The 17,492-nt window shown below is 56.5% G+C and carries 19 protein-coding genes and 3 pseudogenes; 11 read left to right on the forward strand and 11 right to left on the reverse strand.

Annotation, left to right across the window (positions count from 1 at the left end; all coding sequences use genetic code 11):
* Positions 1–271: 271 nt before the first annotated feature.
* From AC0B60_RS16700 to AC0B60_RS16710, 3 genes are all read right to left on the reverse strand, one after another.
* Positions 272–712 (reverse strand): hypothetical protein, encoded by a 441-nt coding sequence (locus AC0B60_RS16700; protein WP_069183772.1) that lies wholly within the window; start codon positions 710–712, stop codon positions 272–274.
* A gap of 271 nt (positions 713–983) precedes the next feature.
* Positions 984–2,786 carry a ParB/RepB/Spo0J family partition protein gene (locus tag AC0B60_RS16705; protein WP_465087078.1) on the reverse strand — a complete coding sequence of 601 codons (1,803 nt, stop codon included), beginning with the start codon at positions 2,784–2,786 and terminating at the stop codon, positions 984–986.
* A gap of 212 nt (positions 2,787–2,998) precedes the next feature.
* Positions 2,999–3,235, reverse strand: a complete 237-nt coding sequence (locus tag AC0B60_RS16710; protein ID WP_465087079.1) for a hypothetical protein — start codon at positions 3,233–3,235, stop codon at positions 2,999–3,001.
* 706 nt (positions 3,236–3,941) lie between these two features.
* On the opposite strand from AC0B60_RS16710, the gene AC0B60_RS16715 reads away from it, so the two are divergent.
* Both AC0B60_RS16715 and AC0B60_RS16720 read left to right on the forward strand, forming a co-directional pair.
* On the forward strand, positions 3,942–4,568 hold the full coding sequence (locus AC0B60_RS16715; protein ID WP_465087082.1) for a hypothetical protein: 627 nt from the start codon (positions 3,942–3,944) through the stop codon (positions 4,566–4,568).
* Positions 4,568–4,807, forward strand: a complete 240-nt coding sequence (locus tag AC0B60_RS16720) for a hypothetical protein (RefSeq protein WP_069183777.1) — start codon at positions 4,568–4,570, stop codon at positions 4,805–4,807. The genes AC0B60_RS16715 and AC0B60_RS16720 overlap by 1 nt, the downstream gene beginning before the upstream one ends.
* Before the next feature lie 44 nt (positions 4,808–4,851).
* Here AC0B60_RS16720 and AC0B60_RS16725 read toward each other — a convergent pair whose 3' ends face one another.
* From AC0B60_RS16725 to AC0B60_RS16755, 7 genes and pseudogenes are all read right to left on the reverse strand, one after another.
* On the reverse strand, positions 4,852–5,331 hold the full coding sequence (locus tag AC0B60_RS16725; protein ID WP_465087083.1) for a hypothetical protein: 480 nt from the start codon (positions 5,329–5,331) through the stop codon (positions 4,852–4,854).
* A 207-nt stretch (positions 5,332–5,538) separates the two neighbouring features.
* A complete protein-coding gene (locus tag AC0B60_RS16730) occupies positions 5,539–6,048 on the reverse strand; it encodes a PD-(D/E)XK nuclease family protein (protein WP_465087084.1) in 510 nt (169 codons plus the stop codon).
* Entirely contained in the window at positions 6,038–6,472 is a 435-nt protein-coding gene (locus tag AC0B60_RS16735; protein WP_069183780.1) for a CFI-box-CTERM domain-containing protein, read from the reverse strand. The genes AC0B60_RS16730 and AC0B60_RS16735 overlap by 11 nt, the downstream gene beginning before the upstream one ends.
* 3 nt (positions 6,473–6,475) lie before the next feature.
* On the reverse strand, positions 6,476–7,888 hold the full coding sequence (locus tag AC0B60_RS16740; RefSeq protein WP_465087086.1) for a fused MFS/spermidine synthase: 1,413 nt from the start codon (positions 7,886–7,888) through the stop codon (positions 6,476–6,478).
* Between the two features lie 450 nt (positions 7,889–8,338).
* Positions 8,339–8,554: pseudogene (locus tag AC0B60_RS16745) on the reverse strand (transposase); the annotation flags it as partial.
* Positions 8,547–8,651: pseudogene (locus AC0B60_RS16750) on the reverse strand (IS5/IS1182 family transposase); the annotation flags it as partial. The pseudogenes AC0B60_RS16750 and AC0B60_RS16745, both read right to left, overlap by 8 nt.
* Before the next feature lie 84 nt (positions 8,652–8,735).
* On the reverse strand, positions 8,736–9,665 hold the full coding sequence (locus AC0B60_RS16755) for a LysR family transcriptional regulator (protein WP_465087087.1): 930 nt from the start codon (positions 9,663–9,665) through the stop codon (positions 8,736–8,738).
* Positions 9,666–9,749: 84 nt separating this feature from the next.
* Between AC0B60_RS16755 and AC0B60_RS16760 the strand changes: the two genes are divergently transcribed.
* The 6 genes and pseudogenes from AC0B60_RS16760 (at position 9,750) to AC0B60_RS16785 (ending at position 14,710) form a co-directional block, all read left to right on the forward strand.
* The gene (locus AC0B60_RS16760; protein WP_465087088.1) at positions 9,750–10,757 is read left to right on the forward strand and encodes a zinc-dependent alcohol dehydrogenase family protein; all 1,008 of its coding nucleotides are present in this window, start codon (positions 9,750–9,752) and stop codon (positions 10,755–10,757) included.
* A gap of 31 nt (positions 10,758–10,788) precedes the next feature.
* Entirely contained in the window at positions 10,789–12,096 is a 1,308-nt protein-coding gene (locus AC0B60_RS16765) for a flavodoxin (protein WP_465087091.1), read from the forward strand.
* Positions 12,097–12,139: 43 nt separating this feature from the next.
* On the forward strand, positions 12,140–12,289 hold the full coding sequence (locus AC0B60_RS16770; protein WP_465087092.1) for a hypothetical protein: 150 nt from the start codon (positions 12,140–12,142) through the stop codon (positions 12,287–12,289).
* Between the two features lie 52 nt (positions 12,290–12,341).
* The gene (locus AC0B60_RS16775; RefSeq protein ID WP_465087095.1) at positions 12,342–13,127 is read left to right on the forward strand and encodes a class I SAM-dependent methyltransferase; all 786 of its coding nucleotides are present in this window, start codon (positions 12,342–12,344) and stop codon (positions 13,125–13,127) included.
* 139 nt (positions 13,128–13,266) lie between these two features.
* A pseudogene (locus tag AC0B60_RS16780) lies at positions 13,267–14,117 on the forward strand (IS5 family transposase).
* A 317-nt stretch (positions 14,118–14,434) separates the two neighbouring features.
* Positions 14,435–14,710, forward strand: coding sequence for a transposase (locus AC0B60_RS16785; protein WP_465087096.1), 276 nt, complete (start codon positions 14,435–14,437; stop codon positions 14,708–14,710).
* Here AC0B60_RS16785 and AC0B60_RS16790 read toward each other — a convergent pair.
* The gene (locus tag AC0B60_RS16790; RefSeq protein WP_465087097.1) at positions 14,707–14,919 is read right to left on the reverse strand and encodes a hypothetical protein; all 213 of its coding nucleotides are present in this window, start codon (positions 14,917–14,919) and stop codon (positions 14,707–14,709) included. The two genes, AC0B60_RS16785 and AC0B60_RS16790, sit on opposite strands and share 4 nt — an antisense overlap.
* Positions 14,920–15,151: 232 nt before the next feature.
* On the opposite strand from AC0B60_RS16790, the gene AC0B60_RS16795 reads away from it, so the two are divergent.
* The 3 genes from AC0B60_RS16795 (at position 15,152) to AC0B60_RS16805 (ending at position 17,475) form a co-directional block, all read left to right on the forward strand.
* Positions 15,152–15,766, forward strand: coding sequence for a tyrosine-type recombinase/integrase (locus AC0B60_RS16795; RefSeq protein WP_149600559.1), 615 nt, complete (start codon positions 15,152–15,154; stop codon positions 15,764–15,766).
* A 356-nt stretch (positions 15,767–16,122) separates the two neighbouring features.
* Complete coding sequence (locus tag AC0B60_RS16800; RefSeq protein WP_041654905.1) at positions 16,123–16,743, forward strand: glutathione S-transferase family protein; 621 nt, start codon at positions 16,123–16,125, stop codon at positions 16,741–16,743.
* A gap of 63 nt (positions 16,744–16,806) precedes the next feature.
* Entirely contained in the window at positions 16,807–17,475 is a 669-nt protein-coding gene (locus AC0B60_RS16805) for a cupin domain-containing protein (protein WP_008170339.1), read from the forward strand.
* The last annotated feature ends 17 nt before the right edge of the window (positions 17,476–17,492 follow it).

The raw sequence follows: 17,492 nt of genomic DNA on the forward strand, positions 1-17,492 counted from the left end.
AACGCTAATTTTTTCTTACGATCGCAGGAGCCGGATTTTTCCAACTCTGGGTGGGCCTGATACGTGATTAGGGCAGACTGTAGTTGCCCCCAGCTAAACACAGAATTCGAATGTTCGCTTTGCGACCTTGGCGTCAGCTCAAAACGGAATCTGAATGTTCGCTTTCGACCAGCTTGCATTGATTGCGAATAGCGAACCGGTTAAATATCTATCTTGAACAGTTCTGCTTCTAAAAGGGATCAGTTAATCGCCGGCGATTTTACCCAGTATGTTATCTGTCGAAAGGAGAGGGTGGTTCGTGCCCGTAGTAAGCCTCGTGCGATTGATCGTAAACAGCATCTGTTGGGTGCAGCGGATCTTTGAATACAGATCCAGGAGTTCGGTGATCGTGATGCTCATCAGAGCCATCACCCCGCAGTATTCGCCAGATGATTGAGATGCCAGCCAGAACGAGAGTGAAAACAGCGCTGATCAGCCACACCATAACTTTGAACCACCAGTATTCGCGGTACTTCTGGGCAGACCGCTCGTAGACCTTTGAAATCGGGTGAATCGCAGCAAATCCGCACAGTATGCCACCGCAAATCCATCCCCAAGTCTCTTTGAATGAAACACCATCACCGGCAGATAGGCTGACCAGAAACAGCAGCGCGACGCCCGCGCCAAGGCTACACTTTCGTGCTATTCCGTTGTGAACGATTGTCTTGTCCATGACGCTGAATCCCGCTCAAAAAATGATCGATTGTGACAGGTCCAAGTAAGGTCTGCGCTGGACGACCGACAGCGCACTTTATCAATAAGGTTATCCACAGAATTTGTGGAAAAGTCGCCGATCCATTCGGTTTCAAAGCCAGTTTATGGTTATGCAAGTCATGACTTTTTTCCGCTGTAGTCCTTAGGTATACACGACTATGCTTCACTGGCAAGCCCGAAACAAAAAGGGAGCCGGAATCAGGCTCCCTTTTTTCACTCTGATTGCGCCCCTATGCTGCTTTGGTGAGTGAATCGGGGAGCCAACCTTTCGTTTCATCCAGTTCATCCAGAATCGTCGCCAGATCGCCTTTCTTGGCGTCAGCCTGAGACAAAGCGAACTCATCGCCTTTCAGGTCTTTCAGGATTTCGATGAGCTTGCCTTTCCTGATCCTGTTGAAGTAATTCGCCTTCGTCGGTTGCCAGTGCTTACTCAGGTCGAACTTGATCTGTTCAGCAACGTATTGCTCAACTTCATTGGTAGCGCAGCGGAGCGTTTGAGCACTGCAATGGGCGAGGATGTTCAATTTGCTCGCTCTGGATAGTTTTTGGAATGTTTTGAACTGTTCCAAGTCTCCTTCTTGGGCCAGCCAGTTCAGTTCTAAGGCATCACGATGCTTCCGAATTTCAGCAGCAGCGGAGGTTTCCTCAATGTCTTTGGTGGCAGAGAAGGTGTTCACATCCAGATCGATTCCAAGGGGTCTCCGGTACCACGTTGAACCCGCAAGCACTGTCTTGGCCATTGTGAAAATGGTCATGTCCAGACAGATTTCTGCTTTTTGCATGATCGCGGCTTCAAGTGCCTGGAGCCGGTATGCCTCAAGATCGACTTTAAGCGCGTTGCTCTCGGTAGGTTGAGGTGTCTCGGCTATAGTGCCATCTCCGTTTTGCGCCTTTTCGGACTCCTTTTTTGGCAAAACGATGCCAACCTTTGTCACCAGTTCGCCTGTCCGGAAGTCTACGGAAAGCAGAACGCCCGTTGACTGTTTCTGTTCGTTGGAGAATGCACGAGAAGCGTCGATGGTGTCCTTCAGGTCACTCAGTTCTTCATTCAGTTGACGGAACCGTTCGTTGGTTTCTTCGTCCTCGTGATCCGAGGCCGCCTCCATCAGGGCCTCAAGCTCCCGTTCCTTCGCCTCATAATGCTGAACTACAGAGTCTGGTGCGGTGATGGTTTCACCTTCGATACACGGAGCAAACCGAAGTGGGTGGCTGTACCCACCATCCAGAGTTGCCTCCACGAAGCCCCAGCCCTCAGCCTTGAAAGACTCTTGTAGCTTTTCGAGCTTTTCATCGGCCAGACGATTCAGGAGGTCGACGTCGTTGACGTATTGGCTGTCCGCGAACAAGTCTTCGGACAGCGTGCCACCGGCGGCCTCGTAAGCCTCTTGCCCGACAAATTTAAAGGTGGTGTCCTCAGTCGTAACATCGGTGTTGAGCAGCTTTTGACGCACGAATCGGGGAGAAGGGTGATACTGCTCTTTTACCTCTGCGAAGACGGAATCCTGAGCCTTCTGATCGTCCGTGACGGTAAAGGCCATGACCATGTCAAAGTTCATCTCCTGTGATCGGAAGGCGTCCAGAATCACCGGCGAGACAGCCCCAAGTTTCAGGAGTTTCTTAACTTCGGTGACAGGCTTACCGAATCGTTTCGCGATGTCCTCGATGGATCGTCCTGCATCCAGCATGGCCTTGTAGGCAACAAAGCGATCAGCGGGATGCATATCCGAGCGATAGTTCTCGGCCAGACTGGCTTCGATGGCTTCAGATTCCGTCTTCACGACGCACCGGACTGGAAATTCGGCATCGATCTTTCCTTCGGCAAGAAGGTGGTTCAAGGCGCTGAGTCGGCGTCCACCGGCAATAACCTCATACCGTCCCTCGGCATCGGGTGACGGAATGACAATGAGATTCTGCAGAACACCCTGCGACTCTATCAGAGCGCGGAGCTGCGCATCTTCTTCAGCCGATGTTTTAACTTTCCGGACGTTGAGCGGTGACAGGGTCAGATTCTTGAGAGAGATTTGAGTTTCCATTTCGTGATTCCTCTGAGTGAATTTCGTTGGTGTTCACTCTTAAAATCTCATGGAAATGACCACGGCCAACCCCTGAAAACGCTATTTATAACAATAATATATCTATATAATAAGCCTCTTCCATAGCCATTCGTAATACCTTTTTTGAACGTCGATTTTGGGTCGATGGTGGACATGGAATCCCACCAACGATCCCTTTTCTGGTCAGCGAATCAGACCAGTCTGAACAGCACCTCTCCTTCATCGCTTGTCGCCGTTCCGTCTTCCAGAGTTCCTGCGCTTACCCAGAGGTCGCGCTTTCCGCACGGGGTCTCATCCGCAGGTATTCGCCCGAAAACTTCACCATTGCGAATGTCCGTAAAGGAATAGAGAACTTCTCCGTTTTTGTCTCGGATGTGGACTCCGCAGAGCCGGCCGAGTATTTCACCTTGCTTGGTTGTTGCATTCATCGTGTTGACCTCCTCAGTTGTCCGGTAATGGGTCATCCCTGACTCTAAACACGTCCGCAATAAAATGTTGATCTTTTTCTGGTTAGCCTGGAAGGCAGTCCATCTGCAATAATGCTGTATATTCAAACAGTATATATTTCATGGAATTCAGACGCCGTCACAATTGTGTTTACAAAGAACTCGGGGCCTTCGCGAGCTGCGAACCGATTGGGTTTTGCACGGCTGATGGCATTGAGATAGGTAATTGGATCGGTATTGCCGATCGTGAAGTGGTTCGGCAGCTACCTTCGGTCCGTCCTGTACTTCTGGATATTGAGTCTTGGCGCCGCCACTTGCTTGAACCTTATCAGCGCCTGGGGCCCGGGGTGTATATGGTGGGCATCTGTCTCGGAGACTCATCCTCAGTGTTGGGCGTGATGGATCGCAAACAGCCAATGCTTCGACGGAAACCTGGTAAAGATATTCTGGGTCGGAAATAAACCTGAAAATTCTTCTTACCGGGGGTTGGCCGCGAAGATTTCCATGAGATCTTGAAATGACTAGCGAGCGTGGCTCCTGGGTGAGAGAGAGTGAGGGTTGGCCTTTCCGCTTGCGGGAAGGCCTTTTTTTGTCCCCGCATTCTAAACGGTCATAGGTCACTGACTTTTTGAATCTCATCCGCGGCATGAGCCAGGCCTAAGATCTGGTTTTTGACTCGGATATCACCATGAAAACAAAACAATCGCTCTGTCTGATTCTGGCCTGCTCGACCCTCGTTGCTTGCGGGGGAGGGGGTTCTTCATCAAGCTCTGGTCCCTCGGCGCCGGCACCGGATGTTGAAGAGAGGGAGTTGGTCTTCGAATTCTCTGAGGCCCCATTAGAGCCAACCGTCTTCAATATTGCTGCTGGCACCGGTGATCCTGAGGATCATTTTTCACCGAACGACACGATCAGCATTACCTGGAAGATGGAGGTGTACTACGATGATCAGTCCGTCCCGGAATTCAATGAATCCTTTCCGTATACGGCGTCGGTCTACCTGAGTGAAGACGGTGTTTTCCAACAAGAAGATGACCTCGAGCTCTTCAGCATTTCCTGCATGTGGCCATCGGACTCGGACTACGCCTGCGGGCAGTTTGCCTCATTCGATTGTGATTACGCGCCAGGCAATCAAAATGTGATTTCCTGCTCGAGCATTCCCGTAGGCCGCACCAACGGCATCAACGATCTGACCGTCGACACCTCCGCGTTTCTGAACGTGATTCCCAAGAGTTCCGACGTGCTCTATGTGGCATGCCTGGACGAACAACCGAACAAGTGCACAACGTTCACCGGTTCGCTGCAGCTCAATTGATGTCACCTCTGTTGATCAGCACCTGTTCCGACAAGTCCGAGCTCGCCTGGGCGATTGAAATTGCACTGGGCGTTGCCACGATCAATGAGGATCGTGACTACCCATCTGACAGGTGCGAATTCCAAATCAAATTGAGGGACGTGAGGACCGTTGGTGAATTCAATGCCATTGCGATGAGATTGAATACCAGCTGGTCAGAACTTGAGGCCCGGCGAAAACGACAATTGGTATTGTCATGAGCTTGTAGCTCAACGGAGTTGATGGCCTCTTATTTTCCATTGTTTCAGCGTCGATTGAGTATGTTTCGGCTATTCAAAAACGCTTCAACAGCCTTTTCAAACCCTCCCGATTCGTACCAGTTTTGTAGCAACTTTTTTGTTGTACCTCTGAACGCTGGGATTGCGATGTCTATGAGTTCGGATTCCGTTTTCGCGTCGGGAAAACGTCCTGACATGACGAAATTGATGCCATGGTCGGGAATGCTGAAACCAGTCACTCGTTCGCCGACGGTCAAATGGACGAAGTACGAGACTGTTCCCGCTCCCGTGGAGAATCCGCCCGCAACGTTGATCGCACCACCGAATGAATTTAGCCGTTCGCACATCTGCTCGCGGGCTTGCCACTGAGGGAGTATTGATCCAATGGTTAGTGCCCTCTGGACATTGCCATCCACGATCGTGAAATGAATCTGGCAATTACTGGCCTGGGCTATTGGCGCAATCAAACAGCAGGCAAGCAAGCTTGAGGTGAGTAATCGTTTCATCAGTCCTTCCCTTGAAATTCAGAACCACTGCTTCCCTGAAACTATCAACTTCTCGCTATTGATAGTTGGAGTTAAGATTAACGTTGAGTGCAAAGTCGCGATGGTTATTGGAGGGATTACCCTGACTAAGGGTATCTGCCATCAAATAACCTGATGTTGAACGAATTTCCTCAGCGATTTTGAGAGCTGCACCTCTTTTTCTGGGTTTCAGGCTGCCGAATCGTCGCAGTCCCCGCGGAAGCCACAGCTGCGACATTTCTTGAGCTCAGGACGGCTCGGTACCGCATGACCAAACTTTGCTTGTCGGGCATGGGCGACAGCGGGCTGAATGCGATCGAACAGCGCCTCGTCGGAAGAAGGAAGCTTAAATATTTCCTGGACGGCAGAGGTCTTGATCAGAACCTCAGTCACCCGGTATCCATCTCCCCGGGCAGCCAGGGCCGCACAAAAGGCTTGGGTGACATCGCTCTCAAACACTGGACCGTTTCGGCTCTTGTACTCAACAGAAAGAACACCGGTGCGAGTCCGATACAGCGCATCCGGCTTTCCAAAGACCTTGAAAGCTCCGTTGAAGAAGGGTTTTGTGTGGCGGCCGTCGTCGATCCATATCAAGTCGCCTTCAATGCCCAGCTCGTCAACGAGGCTGTTACGGCGCTGTCGCCAGACGATGAACAGCACAGCCACAACCGCGATAAAAATGAGCAGCTCATGAATCATGGTCTTTTCCTCGTCGTTCAGCTCGCAGAACAAGCCTGTCCACGATTCGCCTCAGCACCAGGTCAACCCAGGAAGACTTTTTGCTGATTTCGATGACCATCGGAGACAGCCGGTAATAGACTGCAATCAGGATCCGGCCGCCGGGCATGTTATCCAGTGTGTTGTCACGAAATTGGCGGAGAGTTTCCGTGCGCTGATCCTCCATTCCGTAAAGGTAAGAGGCCACGTAACAGCGTTTGTCTGTGCTGATCTGGCGATTGAACTGCTCATGCTTCAGGTTGCCCCGATCCTGAGCGGCAACGGCCCTTCGCGAAGGTTTGGCGCCGGCGTATTTCAGTGCGACTGAATTCGGGCAAAACTCGCTCCGGCCTACGTCTGAGGCTGAAATCCACTCGGAATTTCTCTTTGAATTGTCGTGGCGCATCGCTTATCTCGACGATCCATGAAGTGCCGACAGGTATCCGTCGACGGTTACCCTTGTTGTATCATCAAAATAAGCACGGGCAACTCTGTCCACGCCGGACGACCGCTTTCCGCACAAATACACCAGGTTCTGCAGGGAGTCTTTATAGCTGGTGATATCCGTGATACACCGTGAGAATGCCTGCCGGACTGTATTGTCCATCGTCTGGGAATACCGATCCGTAAGCCGCGGATTGGCAGCAATATTCAGAACAGCTTTCCCGTTTTCGGTTAGGCGCTCCGACACCAAGCTGAAAAATTCAAAGGTGGCTGTGTGCATGGGAATAGTGGCCGCATTGGTGTAGAGATCAACCACAATGACATCCCATCGCTTTTCATTGGTGAGCAGGAATGCTCTTGCATCCTGAGTAACGAAGTCTCCTTTGATGGGCTCGCCCAGAAAGTCGCCCTCTGCCACGGATTTCAGCATCGGATCGATGTCCAAGTAGGTGAAGTTTGCGCCTTTGGTGTCTTCGGCAGACAAGGTGAATCCGCCGGCGCCCAGGACGAGGATGTCTTTGCCAGCTACGTCGTCTGCAAATATCGCCGATTTGATCATCTCAATGTATGGCCAGCCCTGGCGAGTCTCAGCATCAATGAATGAAGCGGAGCTGCGGTTGATCACCAACCTTTTACCCCCGTCTGTGGCTTCAACCCGGATGTCGCTGTATGGGGTAGTAGCTGCAAAAAGCTGGTTTGGCATCCGGACGTTGGCGACGAACGCCACCGCCAGTGACAGACTTGTGATGCTCAGCAGCATTGGCTTCAGGACGGTTTTTTCTGGACGCAACACAAGCAAGACACAGAAGCTTAGGATCATGCAGTTCACCAGAATGGAATACCCGACGCCCAAAAAATACATCAGCACCAGTGAAGTCAGAAGACACCCGACGACGTTGCCCACGGTACTGATGGCAGTCGCACTCCCTGCAGCCTCGCTTTTGCGAGTCTCCTGGTCTGCAGTGTTCAACAACAGGGGGACCGTCTGCCCCAGCAAAAATACCAATGGCGACATGACCAAGAAACAGAACGCGAAGAGATGGACCAGGGGATTCCCCAGGATTGGCAGCCCAAAACTGATGTCGGCAATAGACAGAAAAAACATGCTGACAAAGGGGTAGGAGAGGCCAATACCAAACAACGCGATGGCGCCAACCAGGTTGAAAAGCAGTGCCCGGGAAAACTTTTCAGGCGCGGTCTTGCCGCCAAAGAAGTAGCCAAGGGCCAACGCACCCAGGAAACAACTGATGATGATCGACGTGCACAGTACCGAGCTGCCTACGAACGCGACGGTCTGTCGTATCGTGACCATTTGAACACCGCTGCTGGCGAGACCTTCCAGTAAGAGAATCAGATAAGCACGTTTCGTGGAGAACATGGATGCATGGTCCTGTTGGAAAGCAAAACCAGAGGCTATCAAGTGCTTCGGCTTGAGATGGGGTTTAAAAGGTCACGGCCCTGTGACCTTATAATGATGACTGGCAACCCGGTAATACCAAAATGTTAGCCAGACCCGCCACATCATTATGATATGACCGCTCTGTCGCACAGACGGGTTGCGGTTGGGCATTGTACGTTGGGGGGGTGCAGCCGGCCCCGGAATGTAGTTCGCACTTAAACAAAAGCGAACATTCGAGTCAGGTCATCGCTGACCCTTTCCGGGGCAAGCGATCTGTATTTGCGTCCCCAAGCGGCTTTGCGTCCATCGCAGTCGCTTGGCAACTTGCCGGGCCTTACAGTTCGTCGCATGATCGCGCCTAACAATTCATTCAAGCCGAACTTGCTTCGCAAGTCGGCTTAATTCAGCAACTGTCTTGAAGCTTGCCGCTCAAGCCACAGCCACGCGCTCCGCCTGCAGCTCATCGCGCCGCTTGGCATTGACGATCCCAAGCAGTTTGCGCATGCACGCCACCAGGGCCACCTTTCTAAGCTTCCCGCGTGCTCGCAGCTGCTGGTAATGCGCTTTCATGGTCGGGTCCCAACGCACGGCAGAGAGCGTCGCCATGTAAAGGGCGACGCGGACCGGGGCACGGCCGCCCCGGATCCGGCACGACGCGCTCCATCTCGGTCAAGAACACCTCTCGCCGTGTCTGCTTGCGCTTGCCGGCGTGCTCGGCGTCGGAGAAGCTCAACTGCGTCATTGCATCGCGCCCGTTGTCAGGAAATTGAATTATCGGCGATCTGGCCGGGTTTGTTCAGAGCATCCTTAGGCGTTGGGCGGAGCGTCATACCAACGCAGCGAGCCTGTCACGCAACCAGCTTTGTGCTGGATGGTTGGTGGTCCGGTCGTGCCAGATACTGGCGATGGCAAAGCCGGGGATGTGGAGTGGAGGTTCCACCACCTGCACCCGGTCTGACCAACCGTCTGCGATCCGACGTGGAATCACCGCGATCATATCGGATCGTGACACGATCTCCGGCACGATCAGGAAGCCCGACGTGGACAAGGCAACGGTACGACGGCGGCCGATCGCCTCAAGCGCCGCATCGGTAGGTCCGGCAAAGCCTCCGCCCAGTTTCGAAACGACGACGTGGTCCAGCGCGCAGAACAAGTCCAGATCAAGAACACCGTGCACGGCCGGATGCCCCTGTCGCGCGACGACCACATACTCCTCCGTGTAGAGCCGGCGCTGGCGCATCGCCGCCGGCGCTTCTTCGGGCCTTGCCAAGGCCAGGTCCGCCTCGCCACGCTCCAACTGTGTCGTGAGTGCCATTACGTCGAGCGCCCGCCAGGCGATGCGGACCATCGGCGCCTCGGCCCGCAAAACGACCGAGTAGCGTGCCAGCAGCGCGTACTGGACGTAGTCGCTCGCCGCGATCATCACGGTTGCACGCAGGGTCTCCGGATTGATCGGCGCTCCTTGCTCAACGACGCGGCGAACACCCTCCAGTGCCTCGTGCAGTGGCTCCATCAGCTCGAGTGCCCGCTGGGTCAGAACCATCCCGCGCTGGCCCGGGATCAGGAGCGGATCACCGAATGCATCGCGGAGTCTTGCCAGCCGTGCCGACAAAGCAGGCTGGCTGAGGTTCAGCCGGCTCGCGGCGCGTGTGACGTTGCGCTCCGCAAGCAGGGTCTCAAGCGTCACGAGAAGTCCGAGATCGAGGTTCCTAGTATCCATCGCGTCGATAACAACACATAAAAGGTTCGATTTCAATACCCGAGGTGATTGCGCTACTTTAGCTGGGAGCAGGTCAGATCCTGCGGTGCCACAATCGACGACACGGATACCAGTTCGCCTATGAAAGCTATCCAGGCTTATCCGCACCAAGGGCTCGACGGCCTGACGCTGGTGGATCTCCCCGACCCCGGCGAACCCGGGCCGACCGCCATCCGCGTGCGTGTGCATGCCACCTCCCTGAACTTCCACGATCTGGGTGTGGTGACGGGACGGCTGCCGTGCGCCGATGGACGAATCCCCATGGCGGATGGCGCCGGGGTGGTGGAGGCGGTCGGTTCCAAGGTCACGGAGTTCAAGCCCGGTGACCATGTCGTATCCACCTTCTTTCCGACATGGTTGGACGGCGAGGCCACCCTCGCCGACTTCGCCACCACGCCGGGCGACGGGATCGACGGCTACGCCCGGGAGGTCGTGGTGGCGCCGGCCACCTCATTCACGCACGCGCCGGCCGGCTGGAGCCACGCCGCGGCAGCAACCCTGACCACGGCCGGCGTGACCGCCTGGCGGGCCCTGGTGGTCAATGGCGGACTCAAGGCCGGCGACAGCGTGTTGGTCCTCGGCACGGGCGGTGTGTCGATCTTCGCGTTGCAGATCGCGCGGGCCATGGGAGCCACGGTGATCGCCACTTCCTCCTCCGACGAGAAGCTGGAGCGGCTTCGCACGATGGGCGCTGCGCATGTCATCAACTATCGCCAGGACGAGAACTGGGGCGACCGGGTGCGGGGCCTGACGGGCGGCAGGGGCGTGGACCATGTCGTGGAGGTAGGCGGCCCCGGCACATTAGCGCAGTCGATTAAGGCTGCGCGGGTCGGCGGCCACATCTCTTTGATCGGCGTGCTGACCGGGAGCGCGGGCGACGTGCCAACAGCCATGCTCATGGCGCGGCAGCAACGGCTCCAGGGCCTGATTGTCGGCAGTCGCCGGCACCAATTGGACCTGATCCGCGGTATCCACGCCGTTCACAGCCACCCGGTAATCGACCGCTCCTTTCCGCTGGCCGAAATCGCGGACGCCTTCCGGCTCCAGGAATCTGGCGGCCATTTCGGCAAGATTGTCGTCGAATTCTAGCAACCCCCCCAACTATCAGGAAGAGATATTCATGAAAATTCTCGTAGTTTACGCGCACCCCGAATCCACTTCTCTGACACGGCAGTTGGTCGACGTGACTGCCGAGACGTTGTCGGCAGCGGGACACACCGTGATCCATTCGGACCTCTACGGCATGAAGTGGAAGGCGGTGTATGACGCCGATGACTTTCCAGTGCGTGACAATCCCGAACGGCTGTCGTTCGTCATGGAGTCGGGCCACGCTTATGCAAGCGGGCATCAGACGCCCGACGTGATCGCCGAGCAGCAGAAGCTGCTTGAGGCCGACGCTGTGATCCTGCAATTCCCGCTGTGGTGGTACGGCGTGCCCGCGATCCTGAAGGGCTGGATAGAGCGGGTCTATGCCTTCGGCTTTGCCTACGGCTATCAGAATGGCTCCAACGATTTCCGCTTTGGCGAAGGCATCCTGAAGGGCAAACGAGCGCTGGTCAACGTGCAGGCAGGCGGCCCAGCGGCCGACTATGGCCCGCGGGGTATCAACGGGCCGATCGATCAACTGCTGTTCCCTCTGACCCATGGCGCGCTGTTCTACCCCGGCATGGACGTGCTCCCGACGCACGCGGTCTATGGCGCGGCTCACGTTTCCACGGCGGAGGAAGTGGAGGCGATCAAGGCAGCATGGCGTGCGCGTCTTGACGGGCTATTCACCGACACACCGATCCCCTTCCGGTCGCAGAATGGCGGTGACTTCCCCGATCGCCACACCATGGCCGACCATGTCGTGCCGGGCCAAACCGGCCTCGTCGCGCACGTTGCCGATCCGGCCGACGCATTAAGTACCATGATGAATGCGATAGATTGGCCGCAAGGTTATCTGCCCGGCACCACTGATAATTTCGTTTCTAACGAGGCCATCGTCGCCGGGCTGACCGCCGCCGAGATCTGGCCGTTCCTCGCCGAGCCGACGCGCTGGCCGAGCTACTATGCCAACAGCGCCAACGTGCGCTTCCCTAACGGCGATGGCCCGGCGCTCGCACTCGGCCGCCGCTTCTCTTTCGATACGTTCGGCTTCCTGATCAACGCCGAGGTAGTGGAGTATGTCGCCCCGGCCGGCGACCAGCCCGGCCGGGTTGCCTGGCACGGTTGGGGCGGCGAGGGCGATGGCCGCCTGGACGTTCACCACGCGTGGTTGGTCGAGGACCTGGAGGGGGGCCGTGTCCGCATCCTGACGCAGGAGACGCAGAACGGCGCGCCGGCCAAGGACTTGGCGACGACCTGGCCGAACCCCATGCTCAACGGCCATCAGGAATGGCTTGACGGGCTGGTTTCCGCAGCTGGCGCCAAGCTTGTCGGTCATTAAAGGTCGAAGGGCAGTGGCGGTACCGCAGACCGCAGCGCGGCTAATGTCGCGATCCTGTTGCGTCGACGCCGCCCGCGTCCAGCCGGTGAGCGACCGCTCCTTTCCGCTGACCGAAATCGCGGACGCCTCCCGGCTGCAGGAATCCGGCGGCCACAGATTGGACGTCGAGGAACCTCACCTGATTCCGGACTGAGACGGAGGGCGCTTTCGTCTTCCAGTAACCGCCACCAATCGGAGGAAACCAAATGCGCATTATGAAACCGCTCCTGCTCCCGCTTATACTCGCCGCGTCATTGCCGATAGCGACAGTCCAAGCCGCTCCCGCCGATGTGCGGGCGGCCGTCGCCGCTCCCGGGAGGCCGGCCGAGGCGGTTGCACTCGACGAAAGCCGCAAGCCCGTCGAGGTGCTGGAGTTTCTCGGGCTTGAACAGGGCGACCGCGCGCTCGACCTGTTTACCGGGACCTCGGCCCCGTTTACACGCGTCGGCTATTATGCCGAGATCATGGGCCGCGCGGTCGGTCCTGAGGGTGCGGTGGTCGCGTGGGAGCCGGCCAGTCTGCTCAGCGATGCAGGCGAGAAGAACTTTGACGGCCTGATCGCGCGCGTTCCCAGTGTCCACCTGATATCGAGCACTGCCGTGGATCTTACGCTCGACCCTGCGAGCTTCGACTTTGTGCTAATGCACCTCGTCTATCACGACACCTATTGGGAGAACGAACAGTTCCAGTTTCCGCGGATGGACCCGCACGCGTTCCTCGCCAAAATCTTCGCGGCGACCAAGCCCGGGGGGATTGTCGGCGTCGTCGATCACGTCGCCGCGCCCGGCGGCGACACACGCGCGGTCGTCAGAAAGCTCCACCGCATCGACCCGGCGGTGCTCCGCGCGGATTTCGAACGCGCGGGGTTTGAGCTCGAAGCCGAGTCCGATCTGCTGCGCAACCCCGCCGACGATCATTCGAAGCTGTCGCTCGATCCCGCGATCCGCGGAAAGACTGACCGCATCATTTACCGCTTCCGCAAACCCCGCTGAGGGCGCGCTGTCATCCCTGAAATTCCACGACCTAGGCGTGGGTGGCAGGACGGCAGCCGGCCGTCGATGGCCGCGCAGCTAAGGATGCTCTGAACAACTCCTTCGGAGACAATAGCGCAAGGTTCAACGGATGACGACGATGCAGCTGAGCTTCGGGGACGCGGAACACACGGGCAAGCGCAAGAAGACGCGGCGCGAGGTCTTCCTGGCAGAGATGGAGCAGGTGGTCCCGTGGAACGCGTTGCTGAAGCTGATCGCTGCACACTATCCGAAGATGGGCCAGCGCGGCCGCCAGCCGTACCCGCTGGCCACGATGCTGCGCATCCACTTCCTGCAGCAGTGGTACGCGCTGAGTGATCCGGGCATGGAAGAGGCGCTGTACGAGATGCCGGTGATGCGCCGCTTCGCCCGGCTGGGCGGATTGGACACCATCCCGGACGAAACGACGATCCTCAACTTCCGGCGCCTGCTGGAGACGCATGGTCTTGCACCGCAGATCCTGGAGCGCGTGAACGCGCCACCTGGCGCGCAAGGGCCAGAGCCTGAAGGCAGGAACGATCGTGGACGCGACGATCATCCCGGCGCCGAGTTCGACCAGGAACAAGGACGGCGAGCGTGAATGACGTGACGCAGGTGCACAAGCTGCTGCATGGCAAAGAAGACTAGGTGTGCGGGGACAGCGGCTACACCGGTGCGGACAAGCGTGAGGAACTGCAGGACGTGAAGGCCGCGTTCTGGATCGCGGAGAAGCCGTCGAAGCTGCGCGCGATGAAGAACAAGCGCGAGCGCCGCTACGCCGAACGTTGGGAGCACGTCAAGGCCAGCGTTCGGGCGAAGGTGGAGCATCCGTTCCGGGTGGTGAAGCGACAGTTCGGCTACACGAAGGTGCGCTACCGCGGCCTGGCGAAGAACACCTCGCAGCTGTTGACACTGTTCGCGCTGTCGAACCTGTGGATGGCGCGGCGAGGTTTGTTGCATCCGACGGGGTAAATCCGTCTGGCAGGCGGGGAAACCCGCAGAAAAATCGCCTGAAGTGGCGAAAAAATGATCAGATCGAGGCTCATCAAGCGCTCTGACGCAGAAATCCAGGCATCAAGGCGCTTTGATCAGGCCTTCCCTAATTGTCCTCAAGCTGACCGGTGAGGCGGCGTGGACAACCAGCTTCTCGCGCGACTGCCAAGATTGGCTCAGGAACAACCTCTAACAGCGTCTCTGCAGTGAGAGAGGCGCCTAACAATTCGTCCAAGCCGAGGCGGTAGTTCCTTCGCTTAAGTGGACACCCTGACCTGACGATCAGGAGTGTCTCGATGCCATCCCCAGGTCCCAGAACGACGTATCGCTACAACGATCATTTCAAGGCCACCGCCGTACGCTTGAGCCAGTTGCCCGGCGTGTCTGTCGGCGATGTTGCCGAGTCGCTTTACATCCATCCCTTCATGCTGTCTCGTTGGCGCAAACTGGCCCACGAAGGAGTGATCGTGACCAAGGGGATCGAGCTGGACAAGGCCGTGGCTGCCGAGCTGAAGGCGCTGCGTGAGACGAAGCGGAAGTACGAGCGACTGCAGGTCGAGCATGACCTTTAAAAAAAAGCCATCGCGTTCACTTCGAGTCCAAGGCCGACATCTTCGCGTTCATCGCACACCACCAGGAGAGCGCCCCGGTGAGGACGATGTGTCGCCTGCACGGCGTCAGCGCGTCGGGCTTCTACGCGTGGCAACAGCGCCCACCCAGCCCGCGATCGGTGGCTGATGCAGCGGTCACGGAACGCATCCAGCATGTGCATTGTAAACATCCCTGTTTCAGTTGCACCGCTGATTAGAGTTTTCCGCTCTTTGGTGCTTTGCCAGATACCCCATTGCGTCAGGCCTTCAAGTGAATCGTGGGAAGGAAACGGGATCACGCGGCTCGGGAAAAGGTCCACTTTGTGGTCGATCTGAATGTTCGCTTTGCGACCTGGCTGGCCAGCAGAAAACAATATTCTGAACCATACTTAAAGGCCTTTACCCTCCAAAGAGGGCCACGTCATGACATTTCCTATCAGCAAAGCTCCCTGGAACAAGGGAAAGCTCGTTGGCCAGAAGCTGCCGCTCAAACTCGAACAAATATGGGCTATCCGGATTCGGTTGGAGATTGCAGAGAACATCCGCGAGCTGGCGATGTTCAACATGGCAATTGACTGCAAACTCCGATCCTGCGATCTGGTAAAGCTATTGGTTCGAGATATTTCCAGAAACGGTGAGGTTCTGGACCGGGCGCAAGTCATCCAGCAGAAGACTAGTCAGCCTGTTCAGTTTGAGATAACCAAAAAGACGCGCGAATCGGTCGAGGCATGGATCGAGTTGCGCGGACTTTCGGGTATGGATTATTTGTGGCCGAGCCGGATGCGAAAGTTCGACCATATCACTACTCACCAATACGCCCGTCTTGTCAAAAAGTGGATTACCAGCATCGGACTTGACCCTTCAGTCTACGCAACCCATTCAATGAGACGCAGCAAAGCGACATTGATCTACAAGAAGACCAAAAATCTTCGAGCCGTTCAGTTGCTGTTGGGACACACGAATATGTCGAGCACCGTGCGGTACCTTGGTGTGGAGGTTGAGGATGCTCTGGAGATAGCCGAGAGTATTGAGATCTAAATGCGTAACTTGGCTCCTTGGTCGCTGGATGTTGCAGACGCTGGCAGATCCGGTTGATGAACACCTTCGGGTTTCGATCAGGCTCCTTCAGTCGTAAACATAAGCGAACATTCACGGCTGCTCTTTCGCACACGCTTCTTTCAACAAAAACACTTCGATATTTATCAAATCGTCTAACTGAGAAGCTGGCTTTTTGGTTTGGCTATGTACTGCAAGAAGGTCCGGGCTGTTCTTGGCGTTTGGAATGTCTTGTCAACAGCGCAAAGAAAAGCAGAACAATCAAATTGCCTCTTGCACATCTACCTACTAATAGGTAGATTAATTGGCGCATGTTTAATGACCAACAGAGGCAATCAATGAAAATCTACGATATCGAAGGCTTCCCGAACCCGCTCCGCGTTCGCATCGCTCTGGCAGAAAAAGGCGCAACAAACCAGGTGGAATTCGTCCCGGTCGATGTCATGGGCGGCGAGCACCGTTCCGAGGCGTTCAAGACGAAAAACCCGGATGCCACCGTGCCCATGCTGGAACTTGACGACGGCACCTGCATCGCCCAGTGCAATGCCATCACCGAATATATCGACGGCGTCTTTGATGGTCCGTCCCTTATGGGTACAACCCCAGCGGAGCGTGCCCGTATCGCAATGATGAATCTGCGGGCAGAAAACGGTCTGATGAACGCCGTGGGTGCCTATTTCCACCACGCGACCCCGGGGCTTGGTCCGGATCTGGAAACCTGGCAATGCGCTGAGTGGGGTAATAAACAGAAAGAAATTGCCAGCGCAACCATGGCCTACCTTGACAGCGTTCTGGCGGACAACGAGTTTCTCGCAGGCGACAGCTTCTCGGTCGCAGACATCACCGCCTTTGCCGGCCTGGGGTTTGCGGATTTCGCGAAGGTTGACATTCCCGAGTCTCTGACCAATCTCCAGGCCTGGCGCGCAAAAGTCGCAGCCCGTCCTTCAATTGCCGGGTAATCCGAAACCTTCGGATTTAATGCAAGCGCTGAAAACATGAAGGGCACAAAAGGGAGGAATATCATGGAGATTAATGCAGATTTCTCCAAACCGGTGGTTATGCATTCCGACCAGATTGAATGGCAGCCCTCGCCCATGAAAGGGGTGGAGCGGCGCATGCTGGACCGGATCGGGGACGAAGTTGCCCGCGCCACGACCATCGTGCGTTATGCGCCGGGCAGTCATTTCTCGGCGCATACCCATACCGGTGGAGAAGAATTCATCGTACTCGATGGCGTGTTCCAGGACGAGCACGGTGACTTCCCTGCTGGCACCTACGTGCGCAACCCCCCAACCACGTCACATATTCCGGGCTCTGAAACGGGCTGTACGATATTTGTGAAACTGTGGCAGTTCGACCTGGCCGACCGCACCCAGTTCAGCAAGAATATGGAGGCCGAGCTGGGCGCCCCAGTGGGCGGCGTTGCCACCGCAAAGCTGCATGAGGACGATCGTGAGATCGTGACCTACAGCCAGCTCGATGCGGGGGCGACACTGACCTCTGAGGCGCCCGGCGGAATCGAACTGCTGGTGGTCGAAGGTTCGGCTATCAGGGATGGCGAGGTGCTGGCCAGGCATGACTGGCTGCGCCTCCCTGAAGGACACAGGTTGTCCGTGACGGCCGGGGACGACGGCGCCAAGATCTGGATGAAAACGGGGCACCTGCGATTTGCCGGGGCACCGAGGGTATAAGCCCGGCAATAGCGGGA

This window comes from Marinobacter sp. V34 (assembly GCF_055524115.1).